Origin of the sequence: Streptomyces sp. NPDC057617 (assembly GCF_042800555.1) — a bacterium.
Taxonomy (GTDB): Bacteria; Actinomycetota; Actinomycetes; order Streptomycetales; family Streptomycetaceae; genus Streptomyces.
Genome location: NZ_JBHVGV010000005.1, coordinates 52,298 through 68,919, shown reverse-complemented (window position 1 = coordinate 68,919; position 16,622 = coordinate 52,298). Strand labels below are relative to the sequence as shown.

Annotated in this window: 12 protein-coding genes; 2 read left to right on the top strand and 10 right to left on the bottom strand. The window is 68.9% G+C overall.

Annotated features, from left to right (window positions below):
* Window positions 1-38: 38 nt before the first annotated feature.
* From ACFU9P_RS14275 to ACFU9P_RS14265, 3 genes are all read right to left on the bottom strand, one after another.
* On the bottom strand, window positions 39-977 hold the full coding sequence (locus ACFU9P_RS14275) for a 2OG-Fe(II) oxygenase family protein (RefSeq protein WP_384080200.1): 939 nt from the start codon (window positions 975-977) through the stop codon (window positions 39-41).
* A 74-nt stretch (window positions 978-1,051) separates the two neighbouring features.
* Window positions 1,052-1,933, bottom strand: a complete 882-nt coding sequence (locus ACFU9P_RS14270) for a CmcJ/NvfI family oxidoreductase (RefSeq protein ID WP_384080197.1) — start codon at window positions 1,931-1,933, stop codon at window positions 1,052-1,054.
* 9 nt (window positions 1,934-1,942) lie between these two features.
* Window positions 1,943-2,653: a CmcI family methyltransferase gene (locus ACFU9P_RS14265; protein WP_384080194.1), complete on the bottom strand. Its 711-nt coding sequence runs from the start codon at window positions 2,651-2,653 to the stop codon at window positions 1,943-1,945.
* A gap of 240 nt (window positions 2,654-2,893) precedes the next feature.
* On the opposite strand from ACFU9P_RS14265, the gene ACFU9P_RS14260 reads away from it, so the two are divergent.
* The gene (locus ACFU9P_RS14260) at window positions 2,894-4,096 is read left to right on the top strand and encodes an aminotransferase class V-fold PLP-dependent enzyme (RefSeq protein WP_384080191.1); all 1,203 of its coding nucleotides are present in this window, start codon (window positions 2,894-2,896) and stop codon (window positions 4,094-4,096) included.
* A gap of 37 nt (window positions 4,097-4,133) precedes the next feature.
* Here the strand turns inward: ACFU9P_RS14260 and ACFU9P_RS14255 are convergent, their stop codons facing one another.
* The 3 genes from ACFU9P_RS14255 to ACFU9P_RS14245 all read right to left on the bottom strand — a co-directional run bounded on the left by ACFU9P_RS14255 (window position 4,134) and on the right by ACFU9P_RS14245 (window position 8,712).
* Window positions 4,134-5,012 (bottom strand): BTAD domain-containing putative transcriptional regulator, encoded by an 879-nt coding sequence (locus tag ACFU9P_RS14255; RefSeq protein ID WP_384080188.1) that lies wholly within the window; start codon window positions 5,010-5,012, stop codon window positions 4,134-4,136.
* Between the two features lie 228 nt (window positions 5,013-5,240).
* Entirely contained in the window at window positions 5,241-6,887 is a 1,647-nt protein-coding gene (locus ACFU9P_RS14250; protein WP_376382154.1) for a penicillin-binding transpeptidase domain-containing protein, read from the bottom strand.
* Between the two features lie 340 nt (window positions 6,888-7,227).
* The gene (locus ACFU9P_RS14245; RefSeq protein WP_384080183.1) at window positions 7,228-8,712 is read right to left on the bottom strand and encodes a peptidoglycan D,D-transpeptidase FtsI family protein; all 1,485 of its coding nucleotides are present in this window, start codon (window positions 8,710-8,712) and stop codon (window positions 7,228-7,230) included.
* 194 nt (window positions 8,713-8,906) lie between these two features.
* On the opposite strand from ACFU9P_RS14245, the gene mrdA reads away from it, so the two are divergent.
* The gene (gene mrdA, locus ACFU9P_RS14240; RefSeq protein WP_384080181.1) at window positions 8,907-10,979 is read left to right on the top strand and encodes a penicillin-binding protein 2; all 2,073 of its coding nucleotides are present in this window, start codon (window positions 8,907-8,909) and stop codon (window positions 10,977-10,979) included.
* A 130-nt stretch (window positions 10,980-11,109) separates the two neighbouring features.
* Here the strand turns inward: mrdA and ACFU9P_RS14235 are convergent, their stop codons facing one another.
* The 4 genes from ACFU9P_RS14235 to ACFU9P_RS14220 all read right to left on the bottom strand — a co-directional run bounded on the left by ACFU9P_RS14235 (window position 11,110) and on the right by ACFU9P_RS14220 (window position 16,596).
* The gene (locus tag ACFU9P_RS14235; RefSeq protein ID WP_384080178.1) at window positions 11,110-13,137 is read right to left on the bottom strand and encodes a D-alanyl-D-alanine carboxypeptidase; all 2,028 of its coding nucleotides are present in this window, start codon (window positions 13,135-13,137) and stop codon (window positions 11,110-11,112) included.
* A gap of 11 nt (window positions 13,138-13,148) precedes the next feature.
* A complete protein-coding gene (locus tag ACFU9P_RS14230) occupies window positions 13,149-13,442 on the bottom strand; it encodes a hypothetical protein (RefSeq protein ID WP_384080175.1) in 294 nt (97 codons plus the stop codon).
* 92 nt (window positions 13,443-13,534) lie between these two features.
* On the bottom strand, window positions 13,535-14,944 hold the full coding sequence (locus ACFU9P_RS14225; protein WP_384080172.1) for an MFS transporter: 1,410 nt from the start codon (window positions 14,942-14,944) through the stop codon (window positions 13,535-13,537).
* A 107-nt stretch (window positions 14,945-15,051) separates the two neighbouring features.
* Window positions 15,052-16,596 carry an aldehyde dehydrogenase family protein gene (locus ACFU9P_RS14220; protein ID WP_384080169.1) on the bottom strand — a complete coding sequence of 515 codons (1,545 nt, stop codon included), beginning with the start codon at window positions 16,594-16,596 and terminating at the stop codon, window positions 15,052-15,054.
* Window positions 16,597-16,622 lie beyond the last annotated feature (26 nt).

Sequence of the window (16,622 nt, the reverse complement as noted above, 5' to 3'; positions counted from 1 at the left end):
GGCCGGGTGTGATCGGGTTCCGGTATCGGCGACGGCGCCTACGACTCCGTGGTCGCGTGCATCGTGATGTAGTTGGTCCCGATCCATTCCCCGAAGGTCGCGGTCTCGGCGTCGAGGCTGACATCGAGTCCGTACGTCCGGGCCTTCGGCACCGAGAACGTGAAGTCGGTCGAGGGGCGCAGGAAGAAGACGCTCGACATACGGTCGCTGCCCTCCCGCATCCCGGCGCCCGGGGCCCTGACATGATGCTGGGGTGCGGGCACCGCGCCCTGGGTGGCCAGCGGGGCGATGGCGCCGCAGAGCACGATGACGGCGTCCGGCACGGCCGGCAGGTCCACCATCGTGCCGCCGATCTCGGCCTGGAGGCTCACAAAGCCGTTGGCGCACGGGGTCTGGTGGATCAGGGTGATGATGGACAGGTCGTAGTGCGGCGCCATCCGCCGCGGCTCCCGCTCGGCGGCGCGGTGCTCGGGGACCTCGGGGAAGTAGCGCAGCCGCAGTACGGGATCGCAGTCCAGCAGCGTTTCCATGTCCCCGGCGTCGTACGTCCCGGTCGCGTTCAGGACGACCCGCGCGGCTTCCCGCGCCGCGGCGTAAAGGCTCGTGAAGTGGTCCGTCCAGACCGTCTCGAACCGCTGCGAGGGGAAGAGATTACCCGAGACGCCCATCGAGTACGACATCGAATAGTCGGTGTACGTCCCGGTGTTGGTCACCTGGGCCGTGCTTTCCGCTTCCAGGGCGGAGTAACCGCGGCGCATGGTCGGGATCTTGGTGGTCACGGCCTCCTTCTCCTCCGGGGTGCCGTGCTCGAAGAAGTCCATCGCCGTGTCCGCGGCCAGCCGGTGGTCCTTCTCCCGCACACCGTAGTCGGTGAGATAGAAGACCCCCATCTCCGTCACACACCTGCGGAACTTCTCCTGGTCGGCGCCCTTCCGCAATTCGGTGAGGCTGAAGACCGGTACCGTCGTGTCCGCCATGTCACCCGCTCCCTCTCGGCTTTCTGATCGGCTTTTATGATCCGGCTCTCCGGTGCGGCTTTCCTGCTCGGCGGTCAGCCATAAAAAAGTACGGCGCGCATTTCCAGAGAAGTCCGCAGATGCCCGGTGGCAGGCCCTTTCTCGTCGAAGAAGGCCGTGTGCGGGCAGAGACCGGCCACATCGGTCAGGTCGTCGCGTTCCCCGCGCTCCGCGCCCTCGCCGGCGAGGGCCAGGCCGCGGCTCGCACTGTCGTAACACTTGAAAAGGATCACTTCTTCGGGCGAGAGCGACCCCCAGTAGTACCAGCGGTGGCCGGGGTTGTGTCTCACGGAGTAGTTCTCGCGGTCCTTGAGCCATGCCGGAAAATGCAGCCGGGTCGGCACCAGATCGGCAGCGGGATCGAGCGACCGGTAGTCGCACAGGGCGAGCGGGAAATTGCGTACGGGCCCGGTCAGCGGTCGCCAGATATTGATGATCTGGAATCTGCGGAACGGACGCCCCGGCCCGGTGTGGTCCGCGGCGCGGGCCCGGGCGCTCTTCGGGCTCTGATCGACATGTACGCGCAGATGCGGCGACTGGTGCGAGGCGTCGTGGGGAGCGCCCGCGTCCTCCCGCCTCACGGTGGCGTCAAAGAACCGCACGTTGTCCGCGCCGGTGAGCGAGCGCAGCAGTTCCGCCGTCTCATGCCGGTACAGATCGAGGGACGCTTCGGAACTCTCCACCAGGGCCCGCTGGTCCACCCGCGTGGGCGACACGACCCTTTCGAACCCCATGCCGTCGAGTTCCGGCAGGACCGCGCCCTCGCGCAAGTCGGTGATGACCGTCTCGGTAGCGACCTTACGGAAGTTGAAGAGCACCTCGGGCGGCCGGGACAGGGCGTCGATGCACCAGTCGTCGTCCCGGCCGGCCGGTGTGAGCGGTGCGCTGTAGTACAGGAGACTCGATACGGTCGCCATGCCGTACGCCTACTCCTTCGTCGCCGACCGCCGGAAGACGCCGCGGTCCAATTGCGGGCTGGCATTGGCGTACACCATGTCCATGGTCAGCTCATCGCGGAAAGCCGCGAGGTACTCGGCCAGTAGCTTGGGGCTGTACCGGTGCCAGTAGGGAATCATGTCCTCGATAATGAAATAGTCGCCCTGTTCCAGAAGGTGGTCGACCGCCCATTTCATGATGTTGAACGTATTGCTGTGCGCGTCGTCGATGAAGACCAGCGGATGGGCCGCGTCGCGGAGCGGCTCAAATGTTTCCAGCGCGGCGCAGTCGGCTTCGTAAAGAGAGATGTTCGACTTCTCGGCGGGCGGGATCTGGCACCGCGACAGATCCCTGTCGATCCCGATGACTTCGCAGTCGATCCCCATGAGCCGGGTCAGATCACGGAACCAGACCAGCGAGCCACCGCTGTACACGCCCAGCTCGACGATGGTCCGTGGCCGCACCTCCCACAGCAGATCGTGGTAAGCCGCCTGCGTATCCGGGTCCTTGAGCATCCGCAGGCCCCGCCACTGGTAGCGGGCGAAGTCCGCGAACCCGAGATCGCGAGGCGCCTCGGCCCACTCGTCGAGCGGCCAGTCCCGCGGCCGTCCGTCAAGGACCGGAGGATGATAGACCGGATCTTCTCCGACCCCTCGGAATATGTTCAAATCCAGGAAGTCTTCACGAGAGTACTCGTCCACTGCGCTCTCCCTAGCCGGTCCAAAAGCTGCACGGCCATTCTGCCCCGCACTGCTCTTGAGGTGCTCTTCCGGCTCTCTCTGGGTTCTCTTCGTGTTGTTCTCCGCGATGTGCTTCACGGATTTCCCGCGACGGCAGAAAAGCATCTGTCCGGGATCGTACGGCGGCTGCTACTGTGCCTCACGTCGACCGAATGCCGGCGGGTCCCCTTTTCTCTTTCCGAATTCCCGGGAGATCACGACATGGCCGTTGCCGACTGGGACGAAGCCCGCGGCCGAATGCTGCTCGACCCCACCGCCGTCAATCTCAACACCGGTTCCGGCGGACCGTTGCCGCGCTCCACCTTCGAACGCGTCACCGGTCTGCGTACCCGTCTCGCCCACGCGCCCATGGACTTCCTGCTGCGTGAGGTTCCCCCGCTGTTGTGGACCGCACGGGAGCGCCTGGCCGGCTTCCTGGGGGCCGACCCGTACCGCCTGGTCCTCACCACCAATGTGACCGGGGCCGTCAATCTGGTGGCGTCCTCGCTGAACCTGGCCGCGCCGGGCGAGATCCTGCTGACCGACCACGAGTACACGCCGATGCGCTGGTGCTGGGAGCGAATGGCGCGGCGGCTGGGCCTGGAGCTGAGGACGTTCCGGCTGCCGGCTCTGCCCGCCCATCCCGGTGAGATCGTCGACGCCGCCGTCACCGCGATGAGCCCGCGGACCCGGCTGCTGTCCTTCAGCCATGTCACGGCGACGACCGGACTGGTCCTGCCCGCCAGGGAGTTGTGCGAACAGGCCCGTCGGCGCGGGATCGTGACCGTGGTGGACGGCGCGCACGCCCCCGCGTTCATCGGTCTCGGCCTGGCGGACATCCCGTACGACTTCTACGCGGGAAGCGGCCACAAGTGGCTCCTCGCGCCCACCGGCGTCGGCTTCCTGCACTTCGACGCACGGCACAAGGACACTCTCCGGCCCACGCAGGTGAGCTGGGCGTACGAGCCCCCGCCGGGCAGCGGGCCGCCGGACGGACGCGACCGGTTCGGCAGCACGCCCCGGCTGCGCAGACTGGAATGCGAGGGGACGCGGGACCTCTGCCCCTGGCTCGCGATACCGGAATCGATCGATTTCCAGGCGGAGTTGGGACACGACCGGATCCGTACGCGCCGACGCGAACTCGCGGACTACGCCCGCCAACGCCTCATCGGCTGGCAGGGGCTGGAGCCCGCCACCCCCGAACCGGCGGCGCTGTCCGGCGGAATGGTCGCGTTCCGGCTGCCCGGGAAATCCGGAGCCGGGACACTGCGCCAACGGCTCTGGGAGCGCTTCCGGATCGAGGCAGCGGTGTCCGAGCGCCCGGACGGACCGCTGCTCCGGGTCTCGGTGAACTTCTACACCACCGAATCCGAGATCGACCGCCTGGCGGAAGCGCTCAAGGAGCTGCTGTACGAGGAGAGCTGAGCGCGCCGGACACCGGTGCCGGACACGAGCGCGGCCCTCAGGCGCTGGGACGACATCGTCTGCGCCCCGCCGCGTCGCTCCCGTACGGGGAAAGCACCTGCGGCTCCGCCCCTGCGGGCACCGTCACCTCGCGCGGGGTGCCGGCGCGCAGGGCGTTCTCGTCCTGGCGGAGGATCGCCTGCATCACGCGTGTCATCCGCTCCCCCGGGCTGATCCCGATCTGCTCGCGCAGGATGTCCTTCGCCCGGTGGAAGACCTGGATCGCGTCGGCCTGGCGGCCCTCGGCGTAGTAGGCCTTCATGAGGCAGACGTACAGGTCCTCGCGGAAGGGGTCGCGCTCGACCAGTTCCGACAGCCTGGCGATCGCGTCGTTGTAGCGCCCGAGACCGATGTCGATCAGGGCCCGCAGTTCGACCGCAGCCCGCCGCTCCTCCTCCAGGGTCTCCCCCTTCAGCCGCAGTCTGCTGGAGGTGACATCGGCGAAGGCCGGTCCTTTCCACAGGGCCAGCGCCGCGTCGAGCCGCTCGGACGCCTCCCGGTGCTGTCCGCGCGCGTACAGGTCCCGTACGACACGTACCGCCTCCCGGAACACGAACAGATCGATGCACTGCGGCGGCACCCGCAGCTCGTAGCCGTGGTCGTGCGAGCCGAGGGCGTCGCGGGCGAGCCCTGCCTGCACCAGGGCGGTACGGATCATCCAGGCCGAGGTCTGGAGCTGCCCGGAGACGGTCGGGGGCGGCTCGCCGTCCCACGAGTCCTCGATGATCGCTTCCTTCGAGGTGAACTGCCCCGGCCGCAGCGCCAGGGAAGCGAGGAATCTCCGCTGCCGCTGCCCTCTGATGGGTATCGGCACGGCGTCCTTCACCGGAGTCACCGGGCCGAGAAGCCTGATCGTCACGTCGTTCCAGGTGTCCATGGCTGATCCCCTTGTGAATGAACCACGCCCTCGCCCTTGTGGGGCGGACATGGCATCGGCATATTCCCTGTCGGCATCCGTGCTTGTGTGCGGTCGCGCCGGTCATGTCACGCCTGGCGCCCCGGTGGGGGCGCGGCGCCGGTGCCGGCGCGAGTCGGAGGAACGTGCGGTCGAGGACCGGCAGTCGGGGGCAGTGGGCGGTACGGGAGTCCCGGCGCCGCCGTCGGATCAGGACCCGAGGAGGTTCTCCAGGAACTTCGCCGCGACGGGACCCGCGTCGGAGCCGCCCGACCCGCCGTCCTCCAGCAGGACCGCCCACGCGAGGTTCCGGTCCCCCTGGTAGCCGATCATCCAGGCGTGCGTACGCGGAGGGCTCTCCGTACCGAACTCGGCCGTGCCCGTCTTCGCGTGCGGCTCGCCGGGGATGCCCTGGAGCGCCCGGCCGGCCCCCTCGGTGACGGTCGCGCGCATCATGCCGCGCAGCGCCTCGACGACTCCGGCGTCCAGCCGGGCAGGCGCCTCGTACCGCTTCTTCACGGCGTCGGGCACCAGGACGGGCTGCTGGAAGGCGCCCGCCTTCACCGTGGCCGCGATCGAGGCCATCACCAGCGGCGAGGCCTGCACCCTGGCCTGCCCGATGGTGGCGGCGGCCTTGTCGTTGTCGCTGGTGGCGACCGGGACGCTGCCGTCGTACGTGGCGGTGCCCACGTCCCAGGTGCCGCCGATGCCGAACTCCTGCGCGGTGTCGTGCAGGGCCGACTCGGACAGCCTGGCGCGGGAGTTGACGAAGAAGGTGTTGCAGGAGCGGGCGAAGCTGTCCCGGAAGGTCGACCCCGCGGGCAGGACGAACTGGTCCTGGTTCTCGAAGCGTTGCCCGTTGACCTCGGCGAACTTCGGGCAGTCCGCGCGGTCCGACGGCTTCATCCCCTGTTTCAGCAGGGCCGCGGCCGTCACCACCTTGAAGGTGGAACCGGGCGGATAGCGGCCCTCCAGCGCGCGGTTCATGCCGGAGGGCCTGTTCGCCGCGGCCAGGACATGGCCGCTGGACGGGTCGACGGCGACGATCGCCGCGGTCTTCTCCAGCCCGGTCAGGGCGTCGGCGGCGGCTTCCTGGACCGCCGGATCGATGGTCGTACGGACCGGCCTGCCCTCGCTCCCCCGGCCGGTGAGCTTCTTCACCACGCGGAGGGACTGGCGGTCCACGACCACGACCGCCCTCGACGGGCCCGGTCCCGCGAGCTGTTTGTCGTAGCGCGCCTCAAGACCCGAGATCCCCTTGCCGGTCCCCTCGTCGACCATGCCGACGAGGGAGGCGGACCGCAGTTCGTCACCGTTCCTGTCGAGGACGGCGGCGCGGTCCCGTGTCTGGAGGGCGAGGGTCTGCCCGGGAACCAGATCCGGATGGGTCGTCTCCGTATGGAATTCGACCTTCCATTTCTCCCCGCTCCGGACGACCTTCGCCTTGGAGTCCCACCCGTAGTCACCGGCACCGGGAACGGCCATCTTCACGGAAAAGGGAATTTCCACTTCCCCTTCCGTTTTCCGCTCGCCGGTACGGGCGCTGATCTCGGTCCTGGACGGTTTGAGGTTTGTCATCAGGGATTTGATCAATGACTCGGCGTTGGCCGGGGTGTCCGTCAGCAGACCGGCCCGCCGGGCGTCACTCGCCTCCCACGCGGCGAGGAACTTCTCGAACTCCTCCGTCGCGGCCACCACCTGCGGGTCCGCGTCCTCACCGGCAACCAGGCTGACGTAACCCCAGTAACCGATCCCCGCGGTCACGGCCAGCACGGTGACCGCCGAGACGACCGTCCGGCCGGGGGATCGGCGCCTGGGGTACGGCGAGTTATCGCCATAGCTGTCGGAATGCATCATGAGGCCCAGGTTATGCGTGTCTGCTCTTCCGCCGCTCCCCCGCGTACGGCGTTCGGGACGACGCGGGAGCGAAAACCGGAACAACGGATAAGAAGGGCAGCCGGCCGAAGGCGCAGGTAAAGGGAGAATAAAGGGGGGTTCTGGGGATGAACCTATGAGACAAGGTTGGCGTGAATCATTCGCTCTCCGCGACTCTCTGCCGCTAAGGCCGGACTAGACCACTGGAGGAATTCCCTCCCGAGTGGCCTTCTTTCGGGAGGGAACCGGATTGAATTGGCTCGATCCCGTCGAGCCCGGTCCTCATCCCGTCGCGTCCGGCTCATGTCTCATCGCGTCCGGCTCACTGCTCCAGAACGGCCTTCATCACATTCCGCGCGATGGGGCCGCCCAGGCTGCCGCCCGAGATGTCCTCGCGCGAGATATCCATGTCGGTGGGATCGATGAAGACGGCCACGGCGACGGACGCGCCGTCGGACTTCTTGCCGTACGAGACGAACCAGCCGTACGGGACCTGCTCGTTCACATCCACACCGCGCTGCGCCGTCCCGGTCTTGCCGCCCACCGTGATGCCGTCGATCAGGGCCTTCTGGGCGCTGCCCTCCTTGGCGGTGTGCTCCATCATCTCCCGCACCCTCCCGGCCGTGGCGGAGGAGACGGGCTCGCTCATGACCCGGGGCTCGTTCTTCTCCAGGGTGCTCAGATCCGGGGACCGCAGCTCGTCGACGATGTACGGCTGCATCAGCTTGCCGTCGTTGACCAGCGCGGCGGTCACCATGGCCATCTGCATCGGGGTGCTGGTGAGACTGCCCTGGCCCATACCGGTCAGCGCCGTACCGGGCTTGTCCAGGTCCTGCGGATACAGGCTCGCGGTGGCCCGCAGGTCACCGAAGACATCCGAGTAGACGTCCTTGTTGAAGCCGAACTTCTCGGCCGTCTCGCGCATCCTGTCCTGCCCCAGCTTGACCGCCGCGTCGAGGAAGACGTTGTTGCAGGAGTACTGCATGGCGGTCTTCAGCGACGCCTTGTTGCAGACCGCGTTACCGGCCTCGCTGCCGATCTCGTTGGTCGACTGCGGCAGGGGGTACGGCGACACCGCGTCCGAAGCGGCGTCGATGTCCGTCACCACACCGTGCTCCAGCGCCGCTGCCGCGGTGAGGATCTTGAAGGTGGAGCCGGGCGGGAAAATCTCGCGCAGCGCGCGATTGGCCAGCGGCTTGCCCTTGTTGTCGTCGAGCGCCTGGAACGTGTCGCCTTCCTTGAAGGTGTTCCCGGCGAAGGACCCGGGGTCGTACGAAGGGGTCGAGACAAGGGCGAGCACCTTGCCCGTACGCGGGTCGAGCGCCACGACCGAGCCACGGGCACCGAGATCGGTGAGTCCCTTGTACCCGGCCTCCTGCGCCTTGGGATCGATGGTGGTGATCACATCTCCGCCGCGCCGTTCCTTTCCGGTGATGATGTCCGAGAAGCGCTGGAACGCGAGCCGGTCGTCCTGGCCGCTGAGCACGCTGTCGTACGTCTTCTCCAGCAGGGACATGCCCATGGTCTGCGAGGCGTATCCGGTGACCGGCGCGTACATGGGGCCGTTCTTGTAGGTGCGCTTGAACTTGAATTCCGCGCCGTCGACCTCCGCCGAGCCGGTGACCGACGCGCCGCCCACGACGATGTCACCACGCGGTACCGCGAACTGTTTGATCTGTACGCGTCGATTCTTGTCGTCGTTGGCGAGTTCCTCGGCCTTCACATACTGGAGCCAGTTGGCCCGGATCAGCAGCGCGAGCATCAGAAGTCCGCAGAAGACGGCTATGTGCCTCAGCGGCCTGTTCATATCGCACTCTCTCCAGTGGCCGGAATGCATACCGTCAACTGGCGGTCATCCATGGCTGCTTGCTGTTGTGACGGAGTCAACTGTCTTTGTGACGGAGCCAACAGAGTTATTCGGGCGCGGGGCGTAGGGTAAAGCACCATACGCGGCAGCTTAGTTGATATCCATTTCGGCGACGGCACGGCAGGGGACAGCGTGTGAGCAATATTCCGGAGACGGGCCGGACCCCACGGGTCCAGCTCCGGCTCGTCGTCATCCAGACACTTGTCGTCTCGCTGCTTCTCACCCTCGGCGGCCGGCTGTGGTACATCCAGATCCGCGAGAGCGACGCCTACGCCGAGGAGGCGTCCGGCAACCATGTGCAGCGGGTCGTCCAGCCGGCCGTACGCGGCTCGATCCTGGACGCGCGCGGAGTGCCGCTCGCCGACAACGAGACCCGGCTCGTCGTCTCCGCCTCCCGCACCGAGCTGCTGACGATGGAGGACGACGGCAAGGCGGTCCTCACCCGGCTCGCCGGCGTCCTTTCCATGAAGCCCAAGGACGTCATGGACAAGGTCCGGCTGTGTGACGCCGAGACACCGCAGCCGTGCTGGAACGGCTCGCCGTACCAGCCGATCCTGATCACCGACGAGGCCACCGCCCAGCAGGCCCTCCAGATACGCGAGCGCGCCGAGGACTTCCCCGGCATCGTCACCGAGCCGGCGGCCGTGCGCCGCTACCCCGGCCCGGGCGGGGCCGAGACCGCGCAGGTGCTCGGCTATCTCTCGCCCGTCACCGACGAGGAGGTCCGGCGCGCCCAGGACACCGACTCGCCGTATCTCCGCTCCGACCAGGTGGGACGGAGTGGTCTGGAGCGCCAGTACGACAAGGAGCTGCGCGGCAGGGCCGGTGTCACCCGCTACGAGGTCGACAATCTCGGCCGGGTCCTCGGCGAGAGCGAGAGCGAACCGGCCGAGCCCGGCTCGCATCTCGTCACCAGCATCGACTCCCGCGTCCAGCGCGTCGCCGAGTACGAACTGAACGAGGCGATGAAGGACGCCCGCAAGGAGTGGGACCGTAACACCGACGAGTACTACAAGGCGGACTCCGGCGCGGTCGTGGTCATGGAGTCGAAGACCGGCCGTGTCGTCGCCATGGCGTCCAACCCGTCGTACGACCCGAACGCCTGGGTCGGCGGAATCTCCGCCGAGGACTACGAGCAGCTCACCGGCGAGGCCGCCAACAACCCGCTGCTGAACCGCGCGACCCAGGGCCAGTCGGCGCCCGGCTCGATCTTCAAGGTCATCCCGACCACGGCCGCGGTCAACGCGGGCTATTCGTTCGACGGACCGTACGACTGCTCCAGCTCGTACACCATCGGCGGCCGGGCCTTCGGGAACTTCGAGGCCAGGGCGTACGGCCCGATCAGCCTCGGCCGGGCGCTGGAAGTCTCCTGCGACACCGTGTTCTACCGGCTGGCGCACGAGGAGTGGCTCAAGGACGGCGGTGTCACACCGAAGAAGGACGCCGACGACTGGTTCTACAAGACGGCCCATCAGTTCGGCCTCGGCAAACCCACCGGAATCGATCTGCCGGACGAGGTCGGCGGCCGGGTCCCGGACCGCCAGTGGAAGCAGGAGTACTGGGAGGCCAACAAGGACACCTGGTGCGCGCAGGGGAAGAAGAACGGCAGTTACACCGAGCGGATCGCGTACGAGAACTGCCTGGAAGGCAACCGGCTGCGCGCCGGTGACTCCGTCAACTACTCCATCGGGCAGGGCGACACCCTCGTCACCCCCATCCAGATGGCCACGATCTACGCGGCCATCTCGAACGGCGGCACTCTCTACACGCCCTCCGTCGGCAAGGCGGTCGTCAGCGCCGACGGCAGGAACGTACGGGAGATCGAGCCCGAGTCGCACGGCGAACTGCCCATGACGAAGAAGACGCGCGACGAGATCGACGAGGCGCTGGCGGGGGTCGCCACGCGCGGCACGGCCGACTGGCGGTTCGCGGGCTGGCCGCAGGACGAGATCCCGATGCACGCCAAGACGAGTACGGCCGAGGTGTACGGCAAGCAGACTACCTCGTGGTTCGCCACGTACACCGAGGAGTACACGATCGTGATGACGATCTCCCAGGGCGGTACGGGCTCGGGAGCGTCGGCGCCGGCCGTGCGCAAGATCTACAACGCGCTGTACGGGATCTCCGAGGACGGCACGATCGACCGGCGGAAGGCGCTGCTGCCGGAGCCGCAGAAGGGTCTGCCGAAGATCACGCCGCACGGCTAGGACGGCTTGGCCGCACGGCTGGGGCGACTGGCCGGGCCGCAGTGGTCCGGGGCCGTCCCGTGGTCCGGGGCCCGCTTTCGCGTGAGCCCCGGACCGTACGTACGTGCGTGCTTGCGTGCGTCCCCAGGACCTACAGCCGGGTCAGCTTCGCGCCGAAGGACGGCTCGGGGAGGTCGGCCTTGAGGGCCACCGGTATCTTCCGCGCGCCGGGGCCAGTACCCACGGTCAGCTCGCTGACCACCGTCCCGGCCTTCGCCGTAAGGGAGATGGTGCCGCCGTCGCTGAAGCTGAGCTTCAGCTTCTGGCCGGGGACGCCGACCGCGGTGAGGTCCTCGGTGGCCACGACCGCTGTCCGGCCGCCGAGACCGTTGTCGACATACCCGACGACCTGGCCCTCGCTGATCGCGACCGCGGAGGTCAGAGCCGTACGTACCGCCTCGATGACCTTCTTGCTGTTGTCCTGCACCAGGACAAGGCTGTTGGCGCCGTTGGGGTCGGGGGCAGGGGCGTGCTGGTCCATCATCGTGCCGAGGATCAGCCGGTCCTCGCCGTCCACGGTCTTGTAGGCCGCCCAGGACAGTGTGCCTCCGGCCGGTGTGTTGGAGCCGGTCTTGATGCCCCTGACGCTCAGTCCGGCCATGATCAGGCGGTCGTTGTTGTTGTAGATGCGCCCATGGCCGGGGATGTCGGCGTTGGGCAGGGCGACGATCGCGCGGAAGGCGTCGAACTCCATGACCGCCTCGGCCAGTTTGAGCTGGTCCACGGCGGTGCTGACGGTCTCCTTGTCCAGCCCGCTGGGGTCGGTGTAGGTGGTGTTCTTCATGCCGAGGGCCTTGGCCGCGTCGTTCATCTTCGTGACGAACGCCGTCTCGTCCTGGGACCCGGTGTCCCAACGGGCCAGCAGTCGGCCGATGTTGTTGCCCGACGGGATCATCAGCATCTTGAGCATGTCCTGCTGGCTGAACGTCTGGCCCTCCTCAAGCCCCTCGATACGCGACTCGTCCTCGGACTTGCCGTCCTCCACGGTCTGGGCGTCTACCTCGATCAGGGGACCCTTCTCGTCCTTCTTGAGCGGGTGCTCGCGAAGGATCACATAGGCCGTCATGATCTTGGCGATGCTCGCGGTCGGTACGGGCTTCTGCTCGCCGGACGTCCCGACACTGCCCGAACCCACGACCGTGACGGCGGCCTGCCCCTGCTCGGGCCAGGGGATGGTGAGGCTGTCGCCTCCGACAGTGAAGGTGGGCGGGGTCTCACCGAGGTCGAGCGCCGGGTCGGGGAGCGGGCGGAACATCTGTACGGAAAGGAAGACCAGCCCGAGGAGTACAACGAGCGGCGTCCAGATCTTGAGCCTGCGCACCAGGGTGCGGGCCGGGGACGGCGGCGGCGCGGGGGTGTTGGTCAGCTGCGCGAGCAGGTCGAGCGGGGGACGTACGTCCTGCTCGGCGGACTGGACCCGGGGCGCGTCGGCCGGCTTCAGGGCTACGAATTCGCTGGTGTCGACGTCCGGACCGGCGGGGCGGTCGGGCGTCTTGGGAGCAGGCGCGGGGGACGGGGCGGGCGCGGGGGACGGGGGCGCTTTGGGGCTGGGCGCGGCGGGCGCGGCGGGCTTGGCGGGCGCGGTGGGCTTGGCGGCCGGAGTGGGCTTGGCGGCCGGGGTGGGCGCGGCCGGCGGGATGATCCGGAGTGTGACGGTCGGTGTTATGAGTTCCTGGGTGCTGTCCGGGGATTCCGGCTTGCCGGAGGGCTTGGAGGATTCCGCCTCACCGGAAGGCTTGGGCGATCCCGTGTTGCCGGAAGGCTTGGAGGATTGCGTCGCGGCGGAGGGCTTGCGAGCGGCTTCGCGGTCCTCGCGCTTCGGTGTCCCGGGCGCCTCGGCCGCGCCGCCGGCCGCTGTCCGGGGGCGGTCGACCGTACCCGCGGCCTTGTCGGGAACGGCGCTCGTCGGCGACACCTTGGAGGGGCCGGAGGCCGGGGACTTGGCCCCCGATAACCCGGCTGCCGCCGCGGGCTCCGGCGCTGCCGCGCGGTCGGCCGCTCCGGGCTCCGGCTGTTTTTCCGCGGCGCCCTTCGGCGGCGACGCCTTCTTCTCGGACGGTTCTCTCGGCTCTCTCGGCTCGCTGTTCTGATCGAGTGTGTCGGGGGATCGGTCCGCCATTGATGTCTCCTTCATGTGCCGCGACGCCGCTTTGTGCCCGAACCGGCGGCGTCGCGTGTCCTGATGCCGGATGCTTCGGTCCGGCGCGGGCGTCGGTGCTCCCGTACCGCTTCCGTGAGCGCCTCGGCGACCGGGGCTCCCGGCGGGCCGTCGGAGCCGTCGGAGCCGTCGCTGTGCCCGGCGCGGGACACGAACCAGACGTACGGCCGCTCGTCGCGGCCATCGGCACCCCGCCGGGCGGTACGAGGCCAGGCCCTGTCCGGCGACAGAACCTCGCGCCCGACGCCGACCCTATCGATCTTCACCCTGCTCCCGCTGCCACCGTCGGCCGTGCAGTCGATTATCTCCTGCGCATCGGTCGCGATCGCACCAACGGCGGCCGCGGACAAGGCATCTGTCAGCGCCGAGTGGCGTGTTGAGAGTCACGCAGGGCGGGCAGTACGGGGGTGAGCGCGGCCAGGGCGAGCAGAATCACGGCGATGGCCTGGAACGCGTGCCCATAACTGCCGGCCAGTGCGGCGGGCGTGGTCGGCGTATCAGGGGTGGCGGTCGCGGTGAGGGTGAGCACCACGGCGAGGCCGAACGCGCCGCCGAACTGCCGTGAGGTGTTCATGAGCCCGGAGGCCGCGCCCGCGTCGGCGGACATGACGCCCGCGGTGACGGTGGTGGTCAGCGGGGTGCTGAGCAGTCCGCCGCCGAACGAGATCGTCACGGCCGGGCCGAGGATACCGGTGAGGTAGCCGCTGTCCGGCGTGACACCGCTCTGCCACCAGAAACCGGCCGCGGAGATCAGCGCCCCGGTGGCGATCAGAACCCTGGCCTGCACATGCCGCATCAGCCAGGGAATGAGACGCAACCCGACCAGAAGCATCACCACCGCGTGCGGCACGAACGCGAGGCCCGTCTGCGCGGCGCTGTAGTGCAGCACATCCTGCATGGTCAGGGTCAGGAAGTACCACAGCGGAACCTGGCTCGCCCCGGCCAGCACCATCGCCAGATTGCCCCAGCCGATCCCCGGCAGCCCGAACAGCCGCGGCGGTATCAGGGGGGCCCGGGCGAATCTTGTCTCGACGACCACGAACGCGGCCAGGGCGGCGGTCCCGCCGAGCAGCGGCAGAGCGGTGCCGCGGTCGGTCCAGGCGTACGTGTGGGCCTGGGAGACGGCGAAGGTGAGCAGGGTCAGCGCGGCCGTGGCCAGTACGGCGCCGGGCAGGTCGAGCCGTACCCGCCGCGGAGGCGCGCCGCGCCGGGCGAGCACCCGGGCGGCGAACAGCATCGCCGGAACCCCGATCGGTACGTTGATCAGCAGGACGGAACGCCAGGACAGATACTCGGTCAGCACACCGCCGAGCAGATTGCCCGATGCCCCGCCGGCCAGGCTCACCGCCGTCCAGACCGTCAACGCCCTGGTGCGCGCGGGACCTTCGGGAAAGGTCGTGGTCAGCAGGGTCAGGGCCAGCGGGGCGAGCACGGCCGCGCCGATCCCCTGCGCGGCCCGTGCCGCGATCAGCATGGCCGGGGTGGTCGCGAGCCCGCCGATCACACTGGCGCCGGTGAACACCGCGAGCCCGCCGATGAACACCCGCCGGTGTCCGTAGAGATCGGCCAGCCTTCCGCCCAGCAGCAACAGCCCCGCGAACGCCAGTGTGTAGCCGCTGACGACCCATTGCAGATCCTCCGGGGCGAACCCGAGATCCGTCTGGACCGACGGCAGCGCGACGGTCATCACGGAGACGTCGAACAGGACCAGGAAGTGTGCCGTACATGCCAGGGCCAGGGCCGTCGTGGCAGCGGATCTCCCCTGCATGACTCCCCCAGTCGACAGTCGACGGTCGGCTCCCGGCGCCGCGCTCTCCGGCGGATCCGCGCTCCACCGGATCCGCGCTCCACCGGATCCGCGCTCCAGCGGCCGTGCTACGGCGTGGGGGAGAAACTCACGCCCTGGGCCAGTGCCACATGTCCGGAGTAGTTCACCGTGTTGGTCGCCCGGCGCATATACGCCCGCCAGGCGTCGGAGCCGGACTCGCGCCCGCCGCCGGTCTCCTTCTCCCCGCCGAACGCGCCGCCGATCTCCGCGCCCGAGGTGCCGATATTGACGTTGACGATGCCGCAGTCCGCGCCGTCGGCGGCGAGGAACCGTTCCGCCTCGCTCTGGTCGGTGGTGAAGATCCCGGACGACAGCCCCTGCGGTACGTCGTTGTGCAGGTGGACCGCCTCGTCGAAGTCCCGGTAGGTCAGGACGTACAGGACCGGCGCGAAGGTCTCCTCGCGTACGACGGCGGTCTGCGCGGGCATCCGTACGAGCGCCGGCCGGACGTAGTACGCGCCCGGTGCCGCCTCGGTGAGCTGCCGTTCGCCGCCGGTGATCAGGGTGCCGCCTTCCGCGGTCGCGCGGTCGAGGGAGACCTGCATCCTGGTGTGGGCGGTCTCGTCGACGAGCGGCCCGACCAGGGTGGTGTCCTGGAACGGGTCGCCGATCGGGAGCCGGCGGTACGCGGCGGTGAGCCGCTCGACGACGGTGTCCGCGATGTCCTCGTGCACGATCAGCCTGCGGAGCGTCGTACACCGCTGGCCCGCCGTGCCCACGGCGGCGAACAGGGCCGCGTTGACGGTGAGTTCGAGGTCGGCGGACGGGGTCACCACGGCGGCGTTGTTCCCGCCCAGCTCCAGGATGCTGCGTCCGAACCGGGCGGCCACCCGGGGACCCACCGCGCGGCCCATCCGGGTCGAGCCGGTCGCGCTGATCAGCGGCACCCGCGGTGAGTCGACGAGGCGCTCACCGGTCCCGGCCCCGCCGAGGACGACCTGGCTGAGCCTGGCCGGGGCGCCGGTCTCGGCGATGGCGCGGTCGAGCAGGGCGGAGCAGGCGAGGGCGGTCAGCGGGGTCAGTTCCGACGGCTTCCACACCACGGTGTCACCGCAGACCAGCGCCACCGCGGTGTTCCACGCCCACACGGCCACCGGAAAGTTGAAGGCGCTGATCACACCGACCACGCCCAGCGGGTGCCAGGTCTCCATCAGCCGGTGGCCGGGGCGTTCGGAAGGCATGGTGCGGCCGTAGAGCTGCCGGGACAGACCCACCGCGAAGTCGCAGATGTCGATCATCTCGCGCACTTCGCCGAGCGCCTCGGAGCGGATCTTGCCGGCCTCGATGGTGACCAGATCGGCGACCTCCCGCTGATGCTCGGCGAGCAGCTCGCCGAACCGCTTGACCAGCGCGCCGCGCACCGGCGCCGGGGTGGTCCGCCACGTACGGAACGCGGTGTACGCGCTCTCAACCGCCTGGTCCACGTCCGCCGGGGTGTCGGCGCGCAGGCCGAACAGGGCGGCGCCGGTGATGGGCGTACGGGCGGTGATCGCGTCGCCCTTGAACGCGGCGATTTCGACTCCGCAGCGTGTCAGGGCCGTCTCCGCCCTGCCGCGTATGCCGTCGGTACCGCTGACTCCTGCTGTGCCCATGGCGGCGCCCTTTCTGTGCCTGGAAA